This is a genomic window from Nocardioidaceae bacterium SCSIO 66511, from assembly GCA_023100825.1.
Lineage (GTDB): Bacteria > Actinomycetota > Actinomycetes > Propionibacteriales > Nocardioidaceae > Solicola.
On record CP095846.1, the window covers coordinates 1,220,827 to 1,237,938 of the forward strand.

Annotated in this window: 9 protein-coding genes; 5 read left to right on the top strand and 4 right to left on the bottom strand. The window is 66.8% G+C overall.

Annotated features, from left to right (window positions below):
• The first annotated feature begins 3 nt into the window (after positions 1 to 3).
• The gene (locus MU582_05705; protein UPK76138.1) at positions 4 to 8,604 is read left to right on the top strand and encodes a choice-of-anchor D domain-containing protein; all 8,601 of its coding nucleotides are present in this window, start codon (positions 4 to 6) and stop codon (positions 8,602 to 8,604) included.
• Between the two features lie 58 nt (positions 8,605 to 8,662).
• Here the strand turns inward: MU582_05705 and MU582_05710 are convergent, their stop codons facing one another.
• The 3 genes from MU582_05710 to MU582_05720 are packed head-to-tail and all read right to left on the bottom strand — an operon-like array spanning position 8,663 to position 10,946.
• Positions 8,663 to 8,932, bottom strand: coding sequence for a hypothetical protein (locus tag MU582_05710; protein ID UPK76139.1), 270 nt, complete (start codon positions 8,930 to 8,932; stop codon positions 8,663 to 8,665).
• A 27-nt stretch (positions 8,933 to 8,959) separates the two neighbouring features.
• On the bottom strand, positions 8,960 to 10,300 hold the full coding sequence (gdhA, locus tag MU582_05715; GenBank protein UPK76140.1) for an NADP-specific glutamate dehydrogenase: 1,341 nt from the start codon (positions 10,298 to 10,300) through the stop codon (positions 8,960 to 8,962).
• A gap of 22 nt (positions 10,301 to 10,322) precedes the next feature.
• On the bottom strand, positions 10,323 to 10,946 hold the full coding sequence (locus MU582_05720) for a pyridoxamine 5'-phosphate oxidase family protein (protein ID UPK76141.1): 624 nt from the start codon (positions 10,944 to 10,946) through the stop codon (positions 10,323 to 10,325).
• Between the two features lie 131 nt (positions 10,947 to 11,077).
• On the opposite strand from MU582_05720, the gene MU582_05725 reads away from it, so the two are divergent.
• The 4 genes from MU582_05725 to MU582_05740 all read left to right on the top strand — a co-directional run bounded on the left by MU582_05725 (position 11,078) and on the right by MU582_05740 (position 15,729).
• Positions 11,078 to 12,232, top strand: a complete 1,155-nt coding sequence (locus MU582_05725; protein UPK77115.1) for an acyl-CoA dehydrogenase family protein — start codon at positions 11,078 to 11,080, stop codon at positions 12,230 to 12,232.
• 45 nt (positions 12,233 to 12,277) lie between these two features.
• Positions 12,278 to 12,424 (top strand): hypothetical protein, encoded by a 147-nt coding sequence (locus MU582_05730; protein UPK77234.1) that lies wholly within the window; start codon positions 12,278 to 12,280, stop codon positions 12,422 to 12,424.
• An 88-nt stretch (positions 12,425 to 12,512) separates the two neighbouring features.
• Positions 12,513 to 13,070 (top strand): IMPACT family protein, encoded by a 558-nt coding sequence (locus MU582_05735; GenBank protein ID UPK77116.1) that lies wholly within the window; start codon positions 12,513 to 12,515, stop codon positions 13,068 to 13,070.
• A 136-nt stretch (positions 13,071 to 13,206) separates the two neighbouring features.
• Positions 13,207 to 15,729: a M12 family metallo-peptidase gene (locus MU582_05740; protein ID UPK76142.1), complete on the top strand. Its 2,523-nt coding sequence runs from the start codon at positions 13,207 to 13,209 to the stop codon at positions 15,727 to 15,729.
• A 44-nt stretch (positions 15,730 to 15,773) separates the two neighbouring features.
• Here the strand turns inward: MU582_05740 and MU582_05745 are convergent, their stop codons facing one another.
• Entirely contained in the window at positions 15,774 to 17,081 is a 1,308-nt protein-coding gene (locus MU582_05745) for an LCP family protein (GenBank protein UPK76143.1), read from the bottom strand.
• Positions 17,082 to 17,112: the final 31 nt, after the last annotated feature.

Genomic DNA, 17,112 nt, shown 5'->3' on the forward strand with positions numbered 1-17,112 from the left:
CCCGTGAGCTACACCCCCTCCAGCGACCGTACGTCAGGTCGCTTTCTCTATGCCCTCATCGCGTTCGTACTGACCATCGGACTGACGGCGCTCGCGCCCGCACCGGCGAGTGGGTCGGTCGCTGCGGCAAGTTCCGCGTCACCGGCGGCGTCGAACACGAAATCCGTCGCGAAGTGTGCGAAGAAGAACGCATATCTCGCCCAGTACTACCGCGGTCGGAAACCGAAGGGAAAACCGGTCGCAGCGCGCTGTGAGAAGCGAGTGAATGCGACGTACGCGAAGGGCAAGCGACCGAAGGGTGTCAACGTCGGGCCGAACAACTTCGCGGTGAAGTGGACGACGATCGAGTCGGGTAAAGCGCGCAGGCTCGACTTCAGAGCCGTCGCCGACAACTGGGTGACCATCCGGGTCGACGGCAAGAAGGTCGTCGGCACGCATAAGGCCGGCAAGTACATCAGCAAGGTGCGCTCGCTGCGCAAGGGCAAGCACACGGTGCAGTTCCGCTACACGAAGAAGGCGGGTGCCGGATACATCAAGGGCGAGTACGTCAAGGCGCCCGACCGGACGACGCCGCGCCGGCCGAGGGCGCTCGAGGCGAAGGCCGGCGATGCATCGGTCGCGCTGAGGTGGAAGGGCAGCAACGAGGTAGACCTTCGCGGGTACCGAGTCTTCCGCAACGGCAAGTCATTGGGCGAGGTCGGATCGACCTCGTTCACAGACACGGGATTGAAGAACGCGAAGCGTTATCGCTACGTCGTACGCTCGGTCGACTACCGCGGCAACACCTCGGCGCCGAGCAACACGGCCGGCGCGACGCCGAAGGACCGGACCGCCCCGGCCCGGCCGACACTGCTCGAGCCCAAGGCCGGCGACGGCGAGGTCGACTTGGAGTGGAAGCCCAATACGGAGTCCGACCTGGACCAATACCTCGTCTACCGCGATGGCGACAAGGTCGTCGATGTGTCGGCCGACAGCACCACCCACACTGACACCGGGCTCGTGAACGGGCAGACGTACGCGTACCAGATCGCCGCCGTCGACAAGGCCGGGAACAAGTCGGCGAGGTCGGCGACGAAGTCGGCCACACCGCAGGAACCGGCTGCGCCGCCGGCTCCGACCGGATTTACGGTCACCGAGCAGGGCGACTCGCTGGTGCTCGACTGGGACGACGTGACGGGCGACGGCATCGTCTACGACGTGTATCGCTCGCAGCAGCAGCCCGTCGACCTCACCGAGACCTACCGGAGCGGCTTGAGCGAGTCGACGTACACCGACACCGAAACCGTGAACGGCACGACCTACTTCTACCGGGTGGTCGCGGTCGACCGACGTGACAAGCGCTCCGAACCGTCGGAGGTGCGAAGCGGCATCGCTGGCGACCAGGAGTCGCCGGTCGCTCCCACCGACCTCGCGGCGAGCGGAGGCGACGAACGCATCGACCTCAGTTGGAGCGCGAGCGCATCCGACGACGTCAATGGCTACCGGATCTATCGCTCCACGAGCGCCGATGTCGTCATCGCCCCGGTCAACCTGGTCACCGGTGTCGGCAACGTCACCGAGTTCGCCGACGACTCGGTGGAGAACGACACGACGTACTACTACGCCGTGATTGCCATCGATCGGGCCGGCAACGCCTCGCCGTCCAGCACAGTCGCGTCCGCGACGCCGACCGACCTGGCCTCTCCGGATACGCCGACTGCTCTGACGGCGACGGGCGCCGACGGCCTCGTCGAGCTCGCTTGGGAGGCACCCGCGGACGCTGACGTCGCCGGTTACCGGGTGTACCGGGGCGAGACCGCGGACGTAGCCAGCGGGCCGTCGGCGACTCCGATCTCAGGTGACGCTCTCGTGCCGACACCTGCGTACACCGATACCGAGGTCGAGAACGACAGCACGTACTACTACGTCGTGGTTGCGGTCGACGGCCACGGCAATGCGTCGGATCCGTCGGAGGCCGCGAACGCCACTCCGACGGACCTGACGCCGCCGGCAGCACCCGTCGGTCTCACGGCGACACCTGCCGACGGTGAGGTCGCACTCGACTGGGACGACAGCGGCGATGCCGACCTCGACCACTTCGCGGTGTACCGCGCGACCGACGTCAACGACGTACTCGAAGGCGACCCGATCGCAGAGTCGGACACCTCGGATTACGCAGACTCCGATGTCGAGAACGGCACGACGTACTACTACGCCGTGGTGGCTGTCGACGCACACGGCAACGCGTCATCGGCCTCGGAAACGGTCGAGGCAACGCCCGTCGACGAGAGCGCGCCGGATGCCCCGAGCGGTCTCTCGGCGACAGCCTCGACCAGTGCGATCGACCTGGCGTGGGACGGGAACGACGAGTCGGACCTCGCCGGCTACAACGTGTTCCGCGCGCAGGTTCCGGAGGTGCCGACGGACGGTGACCCGCTCAACGGCGAGCTGCTCACCGACGCACAGTTCAGCGACGACACCGCAGCACCGGGCACGCAGTACTTCTACGTCGTGGTGGCCGTCGATGACGACGACAACGCGTCGGCTGCGTCCGATACGGCGAGCGCGACGATCGAGGCTCCCGAGCCGGTGCACGAGAAGTACAGCTTCACCACCACAGCGGACGCGCAGGTGCCGGACGGTTACACGAAGAACGACGGGTCGGCGTGGACGGATGCCGCCGGACTCGGCTGGGTCACGCAGGCGAGCCTCGCAGACGACGAGCATGAGCCGCTCGACCTGACGAAGAACACCCGCGTACGCAACGCGCGGGCCGGCGTGAGCGAGTTGCAACGACGCCTGATCCACCTGCAGTACGGGGATGTCGCGGAGCCCGACTCCACCACCACGCAGACCGCAGGTGCGTTCGAGCGATCCGTTCCGGACGGCTGGTACAAGGCGACAGTGTCCGTCGGCGACCAGCCGGGTGGTCCGGGGTACGACAGTCAGCACACGATCAACGTCGAGGGCGAGACCGCGATCGACGGGTTCCAGGGGAGTGCGGCCAAGGAGTTCGCGACGGGCACGGTGACCGTAGAGGTGACCGACGGCCGGCTGACCGTCGACGCGATCGGCGGTACGAACACCAAGCTGAACTACCTCGAGCTCGACGCCACCGATGAGCCCGACCCACAGGCGCCGGATGTGCACGAGAAGTTCAGCTTCACCACGACAGCGGACGCGCAGGTGCCGGACGGTTACACGAAGAACGACGGGTCGGCGTGGACGGATGCCGCCGGGGTCGGCTGGGTGGAGGAGACCAGTCTCGACGATGCGGAGCACACGCCGCTCGACCTGACCAAGAACACTCGCGTACGTGATCCGCGGGCGGGTGTGAGTGAATTGCAGCGACGGGTGATCCACCTGCACTACGGCGACATCGTGCCTCCGGGTACGAACGGCACCGCGACGCCGGGAGCCTTCGAGGTGGAACTGCCAGATGGCTGGTACTCGGTCAAGGCCAGCGTCGGAGACGAGCCGGGTGGTGCCAAGACCGGCTGCCCAGCACCGTGTTACGACAGCGTGCATCGGGTCAACGTCGAGGGTCAGACCGCGATCGGCGACTTCCAGGCGACCGCGGACCATGAGTACGAGACCGGTACGGCGACGGTCCAGGTCACCGACGGGCGGCTCACCGTCGACTCGATCGGCGGCAACAACACCAAGCTGAACTACCTCGAGATCGACAGCACCGATGAGCCGGCCGAAGCCGACTTCCACCAGAAGGTCAGGTTCGCCGACGAGGCGAGTGCCCCGCCCGCCGGATACCTGAAGGACTTCGGGCAGGCGTACGGCGAGCGTACGGGAGCGGACCAGGGCGAGGGTCTTTCGTACGGCTGGCTCGGGCTCGACTCGGATGATCCGGTCAGCCTGGTCGGCAACGGACGCAACAGGCTTACGGAGGCGAATCCGCCGAGCGGGGTTCCGGAGCTGCGTGCCGGGTTCATGCACATGCAGTTGCCGGAGAACGCCGCAAGCGGTGTCGACATCCCTGGTTACTGGGAGATGGCGGTGCCCGACGGCACCTACGACGTCGAAGTCTCGGTCGGCGATCCCGGTACCGCGATCGACAGCGAGCACTGGCTCAACCTCGAAGGACAGAACGCGATTGCGGCATTTGTACCGACCGGCGGTGCCGGATCGGCGACGCATCACACGACCGCGCAGCGTACGGTCACCGTCTCCGACGGCGAGCTGACCGTCTCGCCGCAGGGCGGTACGAACACGAAGATCAACTGGGTGACGATCGACAGCGTTGCGGGTTCGACCGATCGTCCGTCGGTTCGTGCGACGACGCCGAAGAACCTCGCGACCGATGTCGACCCGAAGTCGACGAGTGTGGTGAGCGATCTCGATCTCGTCGACAGCGGGGTGGACCCGAGTTCGCTCGACGGCGGATCAGTCCTGCTCACGAAGGTGTCCGATGGTACGGCGGTGGACGGCACTGCGGTCACCAGCGGCGGTGCTGACACGGTCAGCTTCGCGCCGAGTGATGCTCTCGAGTCGAACACGCTCTACCGCTTCGACGTCACCGACGGGGTCGAGGACGTCGACGGCATCGCCTTCCTTCCCTACTCGATGGTCTTCGAGACCGGCGAGGTGCAAGGCGGTGGCGGCCCGATCGCCTTCGACAAGTCGGACTCGGGCGCACCGACGGGCGGGCAGTACACGTCTGTTGTCAAGGGGCCGGACGGCAAGCTCTACGCCGGCTCGATCACCGGTGAGATCTACCGCTTCAACATCGAGTCCGACGGCACGCTGTCGAACCGGCAGACGATCAACACGGTCAAGAGCTTCTCGAACAGCGCGGCGAGCGGCGATACGTACCGCAAGGGCTTCCGCACGGTGATCGGCCTCGCGTTCGATCCGGCGTCGACGGCGCAGAACCCGATCCTCTGGATCAGCGACAATGCGCCATACCTGGGTACGAGCGACGTACCCGACTCGTCCGGGCGGATTGCCAAGCTCACCGGGCCGAATCTGGAGACGTACACGGCGATGGTCGAGCACCTGCCGCGATCGGTCAAGGACCACGAGACGAACTCGCTCGCATTCGGTCCCGACGGCGCGCTGTACTTCAACCAGGGCGCGAACAACGCGATGGGCGCGCCGGACGGTGCATGGGCGAACCGCGCGGAGCGGTTGCTGTCCGCGGCGGTGCTGCGGCTCGACCCGGCCAAGCTGCCGTCCGTCCTGCCACTCGACGCCGGCACGGGAAACGCCGGTGACTACGACCCGTTCGCCGCGAACGCGCCGCTGACTGTCTACGGGCACGGTGTGCGCAACGCGTACGACCTGGTGTGGCACAGCAACGGCCATCTGTACGTACCGACCAACGGGTCTGCGGCCGGCGGCAACGTACCTGCCGTACCGGACGACCTGCCAGCCGTTTGCGCGCAGCGTCCGGACGGCGGCTACACGGGCCCCAAGGTCGCGGGCGTCGACAACAACCCGGCCGAGACCGACTACGTGTTCGACGTCAAGAAGGGGCAGTACTACGGGCACCCGAACCCGTCGCGCTGCGAGTACGTACTGAACAACGGCAACCCGACATCGGGCACGGATCCGTTCGAGAACAGCAAGTATCCGGTCGGTACGCAGGCCGATCCGAACTACGCGCTGTCCGACGTGTACGACGCCGGCTCGCATGCGAGTGCGAACGGAGTCATCGAATACCAGGGTGGAGCGTTCGGTGGAGCGCTGGACGGCAAGCTGCTCTACATCCGCTACAGCAGCGGCCAGGACATCGCCACCTTCGATGTCGCTGCGAACGGCAAGCTGTCGAACCGGACGTTCGGACGCACCGGCTTCACCGGATTCAACCAGCCGCTCGACCTCACCGAGGACGTCGCGACCGGCAACATCTACGTCACCGAGCTCAGCGGCAACAGCAGGATCGTGCTGCTGAAGCCACAGGGCGGTGGCGGCGGGCCGGTTCCGAAGGCGACCGATCGGCTCATCTTCAGCGGGCCGACCGGCTCGACGAGTGACCCGCGCGACGCCGTCGTCGAGAACGACGGTTCGGAGGACCTGGTCGTCACGGGTGCTTCATTGGGCGGGGACAACGCAAACCAGTTCGCGCTGGGTTCGTCGAGCTTCCCGCAGACGGTGGAGCCTGGGGAGTCGTTGGACCTCCCGGTCACGTTCAAACCGACGAGTGTCGGCGTCAAGTCGGCGAACCTCGTACTCGCGACGAACTCTGGTCCGAAGACCGTACGACTGCGTGGCCTTGCTGCGGCGGGTCTCGGTGGCTCAGGTGAGCCGTCGCTGCAGCGGATCATGGACACGCTCGAGATCCCGATCGACGTTGGTGACCCCGACCCGACCAATGCTTCGATGCCAAGTACACAAGGCATGATCGGCGACGAGGTCCCGGCGCAGCTGTTCAAGAAGGCGGCGTTCGATTCGCCGATCAGTGTCACGCCGATCGCCGCGTACGGGCCGCAGAACAACGACCCTGCGATCCGAGTCGGCTGGCATGAGGCGGGGAGTGCGAACGGGCTGCACGAGCAGTTCGAGGTGTCGGCCGATGATGCGCAGGGGTTGATGATCGACCCGGACGGTGAGACGACGAACATCGATCCCGGTGAGGATGCGGTCTTCGGGTTCTACTCCGAGTGGCCGTATTTCGGCGGACGTAAGGCGTACACCGAGGATGCCCTCAACACTTGGGATTCCGGCCTGCCACACCACGTTCGCGTGTATCCGTACAAGAACTCCGACGGTACGACCGAGCCCGACACGTACGTCGTAGCGACCGAGGAGGTGCCGGGCTCGCCGTTCGACAGCCAGGACATCGTGCTGATCGTCGGCAACGTCGAGCCGTACGTACCGGAGGCGGGCGATGCCGTACTCGAGACCGAAAACCTCGACGGTGTGCCATACGACGACCGGCTCGCGTTCAGCCGGATCCAGAACCGGGCCGACGGCAACCAGAAGACGCATGATGTCTCGACGGTGCGGATCTCCAACACCGGTTCGGAGTCCATGCAGGTGACGGATCTGAACATCGTCGGCAACTTCGAGATCACCAATGCACCGGGAGCTCCGTTCGACGTACCCGCCGGCGACCACGAGGACGTCGAGGTTAAGTTCACCGCAACCGGCGGTGACGTCAACACGGGCTCGCTGAACATCGTGTCGAACGCCGGTACGAACGGCAACGAGTTCGTTGCACTCGCCGGCTTCTGGCAGAGCCAGAGTGAGGGCGGGCAGGAGCCGAGCGTTGCCGAGATGATGCGGGTGTTCGGGTACGGGACCAACGTCCCGAGCAACTTGAACGGCGATGGTCTGGTCGAGGCCGTCGGCGACGAGGTGCTCTCGCCCTACTGGCGAGTGGCGGACGACAGCTCGGACGTGACCGTGCGCCAGCTGTCCGCGTTCCACACCTACCCGGGCGGCGCGACCGTGAAGTGGTTCGAGAAGGACGGCGGCGGCACGCACAACCTCACCGGGCATGACACCGCGTACGCCCAGTCGATCCTGCCGCCTCGCAACGGTGGTGGCCCTGTGCCGGCGTCGTTCGACACCTCGGAGGTGTTCGGGTTCGCGGTGGACGGCGAGTCGAGCGATCCCACGAAGAACAACCAGGCGGCCGACCAGGCGAACGGGTGCCCGGGTCCGTGCGGACACCACGTGCGGTTCTTCCCGGTCAAGGACCGCTCCGGTGACGTCGTCGCCAACTCGTACCTGATGGTGATGGACTACTCGGGTATCAACTACGACTACAACGACAACGTCTACTTGATCGAGAACATCACGCCCGAACTGCTGATCAAGCCGAAGGGGGTGTCCGCCCTGGCCGAGGACGGCAAGGTCACGCTGACCTGGTCGCCGACCGGTCAGGAGGGTGTGAGCTACCGTGTCTGGCGCAGCACCACGCCGGACGTACCGGCCGATGGCGCGCATCTCGTCAGTGGCGCCGATGCGTTGACGGAGCAGGAGTTCGTCGACGAGGACGTCGCGAACGGTACGACGTACTACTACGTGGTCCGCGCGGTGATCCCCGGGGAGTCGAACTCCGCGTCGACACCGGTGGTCTCGGCGACACCCAATCCAGTGGACGACTTCGCGGCGAAGGTGAACTTTCAGAACCAGTCTGCCCCGTTGCCCGCGGGTTACCTGAAGGACTTCGGACAGGCGTACGGGCCGCGTACCGGCGCCGACCAGGGCGAGGGCAGATCGTACGGCTGGCTCGGTGAGGTGAACGGCCAGCCTGTCGACCTGTCCGTCGGAGGTACGACCGGGCCGGGGAACGGTCGGGATCGAAACCTCGAGTCGGACCAGCGACTCGACACCTTCCTGCACATGCAGGGCGATGACGTACCGAACTTCAACGGCACACCCGTCGCGGGCAAGTGGGAGATCGCGGTTCCGGACGGTACGTACTCGGTCACGGTTGCGGCAGGCGACGGCGCGAGCAACACCGATCCCGAGATTCACACGCTCAATGTCGAAGGAGAGAACGCGATCGACGGGTTCGTACCGAGCGGTGCGGCCGGCTTCGCCTCGCACCACAAGACGGCAACGGTCGAGGTGGACGTCACCGACGGGAGGCTGGCGATCGACGCGATCGGCGGCACGAACACCAAGATCGACTACGTCGACATCGCGGCCACCAACTGAGCGCTCACTCGTCACTCCTGCCCGGCTGACTCGTCGGAGTTGCCGGGGGAGTGACGAGTCAGCGGATGAGGAAGGGGAGCCCGACCAGAGCGGGGATCGTGCCGGCGAGCAGCCACAACGACAGCGGCGAGACCTTGTGGATGAGCCTGGCGCCGACCATCACCAGTACGCCGACGATGAGCCCCATGACCCATAGACCCCAGGCGTTGCCGGGCTTGTCGCGGTCCAGCATCAGCCACGCCGAGTACGACAGCGATGCCGCCAGGGCGAAGCCGAATGCGCCCAGCATGCCGGCCGCGATCCACTGCTGCACCTTGGTGATATGCATGGCTCCAGTGTCCCTTCTCGCTGCGCCTCAGACGACGCCGAGAGCGAGCACGGCGTCGGCGACCGGTACGAAGCCCGCGATGTTGGCGCCCGCCACGTAGTCGCCCGGCAGCCCGTACTCCTCGGCGGTCGCAGCGCAGCGTTCGTGGATGCCCACCATGATGTCGGTGAGCCGACCCTCGGTGAACTCCTCGCTCCATGCGTCGCGGCTGGCGTTCTGCTGCATCTCGAGCGCAGAAGTCGCGACGCCACCCGCATTGGCGGCCTTGCCGGGGCCGAACAGGACGTCGGCCGACTGCAGCATTCGTACGGCCTCTGGCGTGGTGGGCATGTTGGCGCCCTCGGCGACGGCGACAAGGCCGGAGTCGAGCAGGACCTTCACATCGTTCGGTTCGAGCTCGTTCTGGGTCGCGCAGGGCAGCGCGACCGTCGCGCCGACCTCCCAGACCCGGCCGCCCTCGACGTACGTCGCGCCGTGGCCGCGGCGTTCGGCGTACGCCTCGATCCGCAGCCGCTCGACCTCCTTGACCTCGCGGAGCAGGTCGACATCGATGCCGCGTTCGTCGACGACGTAGCCCGACGAGTCCGAGCAGGCGACGACGGTCGCCCCGAGAGCGTGCGCCTTCTGGATCGCGTACGTCGCGACGTTGCCGGAGCCGGAGACGACGACGCGCTGGCCGTCCATGCTGGCGCCACGGGTCTTGAGCATCTCGTCGGCGAACAGCACCGTGCCGAACCCGGTTGCCTCCGTACGTACCAGCGATCCGCCCCACCCGACGCCCTTGCCGGTCAACACACCGGACTCGTAGCGGTTGGTGATGCGTTTGTACTGCCCGAACAGGTAGCCGATCTCGCGGCCGCCGACACCGACGTCTCCTGCGGGTACGTCGGTGTACTCGCCGATGTGGCGGTACAGCTCGGTCATGAACGACTGGCAGAACCGCATCACCTCGGCATCGCTGCGGTCGTGCGGGTCGAAGTCGGAACCGCCCTTGCCGCCGCCGATCGGCAACCCGGTAAGGGAGTTCTTGAAGATCTGCTCGAAACCGAGGAACTTCATGATGCCGAGGTTGACCGACGGGTGGAACCGCAGGCCGCCCTTGAACGGGCCGAGCGCGGAGTTGAACTCGACGCGGAACCCGCGGTTGATCTGCACGCGACCGTCGTCGTCGGTCCACGGGACGCGGAAGATGATCTGGCGTTCGGGTTCGCACACCCGGGCGAGCACTGCCGACTCGGTGTAGTGCGGATGGCGTTCGAGCACCGGGCCGAGGCTTTCGAACACCTCGAGCGCCGCCTGATGGAACTCCGGCTCGGCCGGGTTCCTACGGAGCACGTCCTCGTAGATCGGCTCGAGCTGTGGCTTCATGTGGTCGGGTTCCTTTCGGCGGTCAATAGAGGCCGTTGGCGTACTGCGCGCCGTAGTATTTCTCCAACTCCTCGATGGAGTCGTCGGGTCGTTCCATCCGCTTCGCGATCTGCGCACGGCTTGGCACGGCGTCGGGTGTCCAGGTGTCGGGGTCCCACAGCTTCGAGCGCAGGAACGCCTTCGAGCAATGGAAGAACGCCTGCTCGACGCTCACCTCGAGTACGAGGTGCGGCCGGTGACCGCGTACGACGAGGTCGTCGAAGTACGGGGCCTCGCGCAGAAGCCGGGCGCGGCCGTTCACCCGCAGCGTGTCACCACGGCCCGGTATGACGAAGAGCAGGCCGACGTGTGGGTTGGCCAGCACGTTCTGGAAGCCGTCCACGCGTTTGTTTCCCGGCCGGTCGGGAATGGCGATCGTCGTCGGGTCGAGGACCTTCACGAACCCCGCCGGGTCACCTTTCGGAGACGCATCGCAGGTGCCGTCGGGCGCCGAAGTCGCGAGTACGCAGAACGGCGAATGGGCGATCCAGGCCGCGTGCTCGGGTGCGAGAACGGGACTGACCTTGTCCTTCACGCGCTGCAGCGGCTCGCCGTGGAGCTCGCGTAGCTCCTCGTAGGAGGTGACTTCGATCGTCTGCTGGGACATGGGAGCAGCGTAGATGCGCGGGTCACCCATCCGCGCGGCGGTGTGGCGAGACCCACGGCGAGAGGGCATGTTAACCGCCAGTAACATTGAGTCCAGTCGTAGTGATGGAAGGTCCTGTCGTGAGTGATCCGATGTTCGCGTTGTCCGATGAGCACCAGGCCGTGCGTGCGGCGGTACGCGCGGTGTGCGATGCCAAGGTCGCGCCCGCCGCTGCCGAGGTCGATGCAGATGCGCGGTTTCCACAGGAGGCGTACGACGCGTTGGTGGCCTCGGACTTCCACGCGGCGCACGTGCCGGAGGAGTACGACGGGGCGGGAGCCGATGCGCTGGCGACCGCGATCGTGATCGAGGAGGTGGCGCGGGCCTGTGCCTCGTCGTCGCTGATCCCGGCGGTCAACAAGCTGGGCACGATGCCGCTGCTGCTATCGGCCTCCGCCGAGCTCAAGCGCGCGTACCTGCCGAAGGTCGCGAGCGGCGAGTCGATGTTCTCGTACTGCCTGTCCGAGCCCGAGGCGGGAAGTGACGCCGCAGGCATGAAGACCCGGGCCGTACGCGACGGCGACGAGTACATGCTGAACGGCGTGAAGCGCTGGATCACCAACGCCGGCGTCTCCGACTTCTACACCGTGATGGCAGTGACCGACCCCGATGCGGGTGCGAAGGGCATCTCGGCGTTCGTGGTCGAGAAGACCGATGAGGGAGTGACCTTCGGTGCGCCGGAGAAGAAGCTCGGCATCAAGGGGTCGCCGACTCGTGAAGTCTACCTCGACAACGTACGCATCCCGGCCGGCCGGATGATCGGTGACGAAGGCACGGGTTTCGCAACGGCCATGCGCACCCTCGATCACACACGGGTGACGATCGCCGCCCAGGCGGTCGGCATCGCGCAGGGCGCCCTCGACTACGCCTTGGGCTACGTGCAGGAGCGCGAGCAGTTCGGTAAGCCGATTGCCTCGTTCCAGGGGCTGCAGTTCATGATCGCCGACATGGGCATGAAGGTCGAGGCGGCACGGCAGCTGACGTACGCGGCCGCGGGACGTTCCGAGCGCGGTGACTCCGATCTGACGTTCTTCGGCGCATCGGCAAAGGCGTACGCCTCCGATGTGGCGATGGAGGTCACGACCGACGCCGTGCAGCTGCTGGGCGGATACGGCTTCACCGGCGACTACCCGGTCGAGCGGATGATGCGCGACGCGAAGATCACCCAGATCTACGAGGGCACCAACCAGGTGCAGCGCATCGTGATGGCGCGCCAGCTGCTCGGCGGCGTCCAGTCACAGCTCTGAATCATGTTCACCGCCGGTTATGCTGGCGGCAGGGAGGCGATCGCCATGGGCCGGTACGACCAGCTCCCCGAGCCGATCGAGCTCGAGGACACCATCGCCGAGGCGGATCAGCGCGCCGTCCCCGATCCGGAGGCGGGTCGCGACACCGACCGCGACTGGCTGGTGCGTTACGGGATCGGCGGGTTGTTCTGACGATGGGCGCCCTCTGAGCACTTCGTACACCACGGTCGGCGCGGCCGACGTCGAGCTGGAGATCCAGCGGTCGCGGTTCCTGTGCCGTCTGCGCAGGGTCGAGTCCGAGACGGCGGCGCGCGACGTTGTCGACGCGGCACGCACCGAGCACTGGCGGGCGAACCACCATTGCTCCGCCTTCGTGATCGGCTCGGACGGGTCGCCGCAACGCAGCAGCGACGACGGTGAGCCCGCGGGCACAGCCGGTCGTCCGATGCTCGAAGTGTTGACCCATACCGGCGTGAGCGACGTCGTCGCGGTCGTCACCCGCTACTTCGGGGGCACCAAGCTCGGCACCGGTGGGCTCGCGCGCGCGTACTCCGGCGCGGTGAGCGCCGCCCTCGACGAGGCGCCGAGGGTACGCCGAGAGCTCATGCAGGTCTGTGAGCTGAGCGTTTCACATGCAGCCGCCGGCCGCGTCGAGCACGACCTCCGTACGGACGGGTGGGAGGTGCTCGACGTCGCGTACGCGGCGACGGCGGTCATGTCGCTGGCGGTGCCCGACGGCGAGGTGGACGCATTGGCCGCGCGACTCGGCGCACTCGGCATCGATGGTCGTACGCTGCGCAGCACCGGGACCCGATGGCACGACGCGGCCGTCCGCTGAGTGTCGTATCCGGGCACGGGCCAGCGACACGGTTTCGTCACGATTCGTCGTCGCGTACTTGCGGGCACGACGGGCCGCGGCGAGTATGACCCGCGGAGCGGGTGGCCGTCGCCCGCGCCGATCCGAGGGGGTACGTATGCAACGCCGCATCACCGCTCTTGGCCGCCGGGCGGGGTTCCTCGCCGTGGCAGCCGCACTCGTCATCACGCCACTGTCGTACGCATCCGCGAACGCTCCGGTGGCAGACGATGACCTCTGGACGCCGACCGACGCCGAGCCGACCGACACCGGCGATCTCACGCCGCGAGTCGAACCCACCGAGTACGAAGCGTTCGAGCTCGACCGCGACGCGCTCGTTACGCAGCTCGATGCGGCGCCTTCGGCCCGAAGTCGTACGAGCACGGGGCAGATCGTGTCCGTGCCCGCACCGAACGGCGATATGGTCGACTTCGAAGTCGCCGAGTCGCCGGTCCTTCAGTCGAAGCTCGCCGCGAAGCATCCCGAGATCCGTACGTACGCGGGGCACGCGGTCGACGACCCGTCGGCGACGATCCGCCTCGACGTCACTCCGGCCGGCTTCCACGCCTCCGTACGCGGGGCGCAGAACCAGGGCGCGTGGTACGTGGACCCGGCGTACAACAGGCCGGAGTCCGGTAAGGCGAGCAACCTGTACCTCAGCTATCTCGGCTCCGATCTGCCGAAGCCCGACGACGGGTTCCACGAGACCGATGTCCGAGAGGTCGCGCAGCGACTCGCACCCGGAGTCGCGAAGCGCGCCGCGGGCGAGGTCTCGATGCGTACGTACCGCCTGGCACTGGTCAGCGACCCGTCGTACGCGCGCTACTTCGGCACCGAGAACGTGCTGGCCGAGAAGGCGACGCTGATCAACCGCGTCAACCACATCTACAACGACGACCTCGCGATCCGGCTCGTCCTCGTCAACGGCAGCGAGAAGCTGAACCTCGACACGGCGGCGAAGGCGAGCCGGCCGAACGGCCCGTGCGGTGAGTATCCCTGCTTCCACAAGGCCGACCTCGAGTCGTGTGGCGGTGGCACCCTCGATCGCAACGGCGTCGTGATCGGGCAGCTCATCGGCGCCCGAAACTACGACATCGGGCACATCGGGCTCGGGGTCAACGGCGGTGGCATCGCCGGCCTCGGTGTTGTCGGCGGACCGGCGAAGGCGGTCGGCTGCACCGGCCTCCCGACGCCGGAGGGCGACTTCTACGCGATCGACTACGTCGCGCACGAGATGGGGCATCAGTTCGGCGGCAACCACACGTTCAACGGCGTCAACGGCGCCTGCTCGGGTGGCAACCGCAACGCAGGCACCTCCGTTGAGCCGGGCAGTGGGTCGTCGGTGATGGCCTACGCCGGTATCTGCGCCACCGATGACCTGCAGCCGCACACCGACCCGTACTTCTCCCAGCGCACCATCGAGGAGGCGAGCGCGTACGTCTCGAGCAAGCGCCGCAGGGTGAGTGAGATCCAGACCGTGTCGCTGCGTGACTTCGACGCTGCCGACGACGCGTTCAAGATCCGAACCGGCGCCGGCACGACCGCGAAGCTCAAGCATGGCAAGGGATTCACGGCCGCGAAGGTGCAGGCCGCGCTGACGAAGAAGCTCGGGGCGAAGTCGGTGGCAGTCACGGGCTGGGGCAACGGTCTTGCGGAGTTCGGCGACAAGGGCTTCTCGGTCGTCTTCAAGGGCAGCCGGGCCGGCAAGAACCAACAGGAGCTGAAGGTCATACCGGCCGGCGGCGATGTCACCGGTCTCGTCGGGGAGACCCAGCACGGCGGTCCGAACGGCAACGGCGGAGCAGTGAGCCCGACCGGCAACGACGCACCGACTGTCCAAGCGCCGGCCGACAAGCGGCTCCCGGTGGAGACGCCGTTCACGTTGAAGGCGACGGGCGACGATGACCAAGACTCGCTCACGTACTCGTGGGAGCAGAACGACCGCGGTAAGGCAGCTGGGCTCGGCCTGCTGAACCCGAATAAGACGGCGGGTCCGATCTTCCGCATCTTCGGCCGCTTCGCGAACGTGACGCCCGCGGGCACGCTCGAGTACGAGTCGCCCGGCGAGAATCACACCAGCTCCGATCCGACCCGTACCTTCCCGGACCTCAAGCAGGTGCTCGCCGACAACACCGCGACGGCGACGGGGAAGTGCCCGAAGGCGCCGGGACGCCGGAAGAAGGCGTGCTACTCGGAATGGCTCCCGACCTCTGCGTACGTCGGACGGGCGGGTGACCGCAAGCTGCACTTCCGCGTCACCGCGCGTGACCACTTCGCCGAGGGCGGCGGCACCGCGTACGACGATGTGACGCTGACCGTCGCGCCGAAGGTGGGCCCGTTGTTCGTGACCGAGTTCTCGGCGCCCGGGGAGGCTGTCCGGGGCACGCGTACGCAGCCGATCGGATGGCTCGTGAACAACACGAACCGCAAGGGATTCGCTCCGAAGGTTCGCATCACGCTGTCGACCGACGGCGGCAAGACCTTCGACACGGTGCTCGCCAAGTCGACGAAGAACGACGGCACCGCCAACGTGACCTGGCCGAACGTCGACACGAAGCGTGCTCGGATCAAGGTCGAGGCGATCGGGAACTACTTCTTCGCGACCAACGGAGCCGACTTCCAGATCTCCGCCGTCGACTAGTGGTGCGGTGCGGAGAGGATCGTCGATCCTCTCCGCACTAGTGCCTAGAAGCCCTTGGGTAGGCCGGTCTCGGTACAGATGTCGGCGCCGATGGAGTCGGTGTCGTCGTCGGCGATCAACTCGAACAGCTTCTCCGACCGCTCGGTATCCCACTGCTCTGCTCCGGCGTCGGCGAGCGGCACGGTGCAGTTGAGTCCGTCGCCGCCCATTGCGCCGCCGAGCGACCACGCGAAGCGGGCGAGCGAGATCGGACCGACGTTCTTGCCGATCTTCAGCGAGTCGGCGGCACTGGACGAGAGGTTGAAGTAGCGCAGCGGGTTCAGGAACGTCCACGGCGACTTCGCCTTGTTGGAGATGTTGCCGAGCACCTGCCGCTGGTTCTGCACGCGTTGCAGATCGGACGTCGCGTATGCCTTGCGCACGCGGGAGAACGCGAGCGCGTCTGGGCCATCGACGTCCTGACAACCCTTCTCGAAGTGGGCGCCCGAGTCCTTGTCATCGATCTTCTGGTCGGTGCAGATCTCGATGCCGCCGAGTGCATCGACGATGTTCGCGAAGCCCCCGAAGCCGATCTCGACGTAGTCGTCGACCCGGATGCCGGTGTTCTGCTCGATGGTCTCCACGAGCAGTTTTGCGTCACCTAGCGTGTACGCCTCGTTGATCTTGCGGACGCCGTGCCCGGGGATCTCGACGTTCGAGTCGCGCGGGATCGACACCAAGGTCGTCGGTCCGGAGCCGACATGCATCAACAGCATCGTGTCGGTTCGCTGACCCCCCACGCTGCCGGTGTTCAGCTCCTCCTTCTCCTCGTCGCTGAGGCCGTCCCGACTATCGGAGCCGACCAGCAGGTACGTCGTACCCGGCTGATCGCCCGGGCGGTCGCCGTCGGGCTCGGCGTCGACCTTCTCGATCTTCGACCACGCCCACAGGGGCACGGCGATCATGAAGACGACCCATACGAGGACGAGGATCAAGATGATGTTGCGGATCGGGTGCTTGCGGCGCGAGCGCGGCGGTTTCGGCGGACGCTCTCGCGGCGGCCCCTGACCCTCGCCGGAGCCCGGCGGCGGGAGGTTCGGCGGAGGAAGCGGTGCGGTGCCGCCCGGCTGTTGTTGGCCGTACGGCTGTTGCTGACCGTAGGGCTGCTGGGCGCCGATCGCCTGCGTCGAGTCGGCAGTGCCGGGGGGCTGAGCCGGCGGCGGCTGAGCACCAGGCGCGTTCACGGCCTGGGTCGCGTCGGGATCAGCAGGCGGCTGCTGTGGCGGGCCGGACGGCTGCTGTGGCTTGCCGTCGTACAACCAGCTGTAGGCGTCGTCGGATGAGGAATCGTCCGAGTTGGGGCGATCGGGCATGACGGCGACGGTACCGGAACGAACAAGGCAT

Coding starts and splice junctions, on each gene's coding strand:
- MU582_05745 (UPK76143.1), bottom strand. CDS start 17,081: ATGCCCGATCGCCCCAACTCGGACGATTCCTCATCCGACGACGCCTAC.
- MU582_05725 (UPK77115.1), top strand. CDS start 11,078: ATGTTCGCGTTGTCCGATGAGCACCAGGCCGTGCGTGCGGCGGTACGC.
- MU582_05720 (UPK76141.1), bottom strand. CDS start 10,946: ATGTCCCAGCAGACGATCGAAGTCACCTCCTACGAGGAGCTACGCGAG.
- MU582_05730 (UPK77234.1), top strand. CDS start 12,278: ATGGGCCGGTACGACCAGCTCCCCGAGCCGATCGAGCTCGAGGACACC.
- gdhA (UPK76140.1), bottom strand. CDS start 10,300: ATGAAGCCACAGCTCGAGCCGATCTACGAGGACGTGCTCCGTAGGAAC.
- MU582_05710 (UPK76139.1), bottom strand. CDS start 8,932: ATGCATATCACCAAGGTGCAGCAGTGGATCGCGGCCGGCATGCTGGGC.
- MU582_05740 (UPK76142.1), top strand. CDS start 13,207: ATGCAACGCCGCATCACCGCTCTTGGCCGCCGGGCGGGGTTCCTCGCC.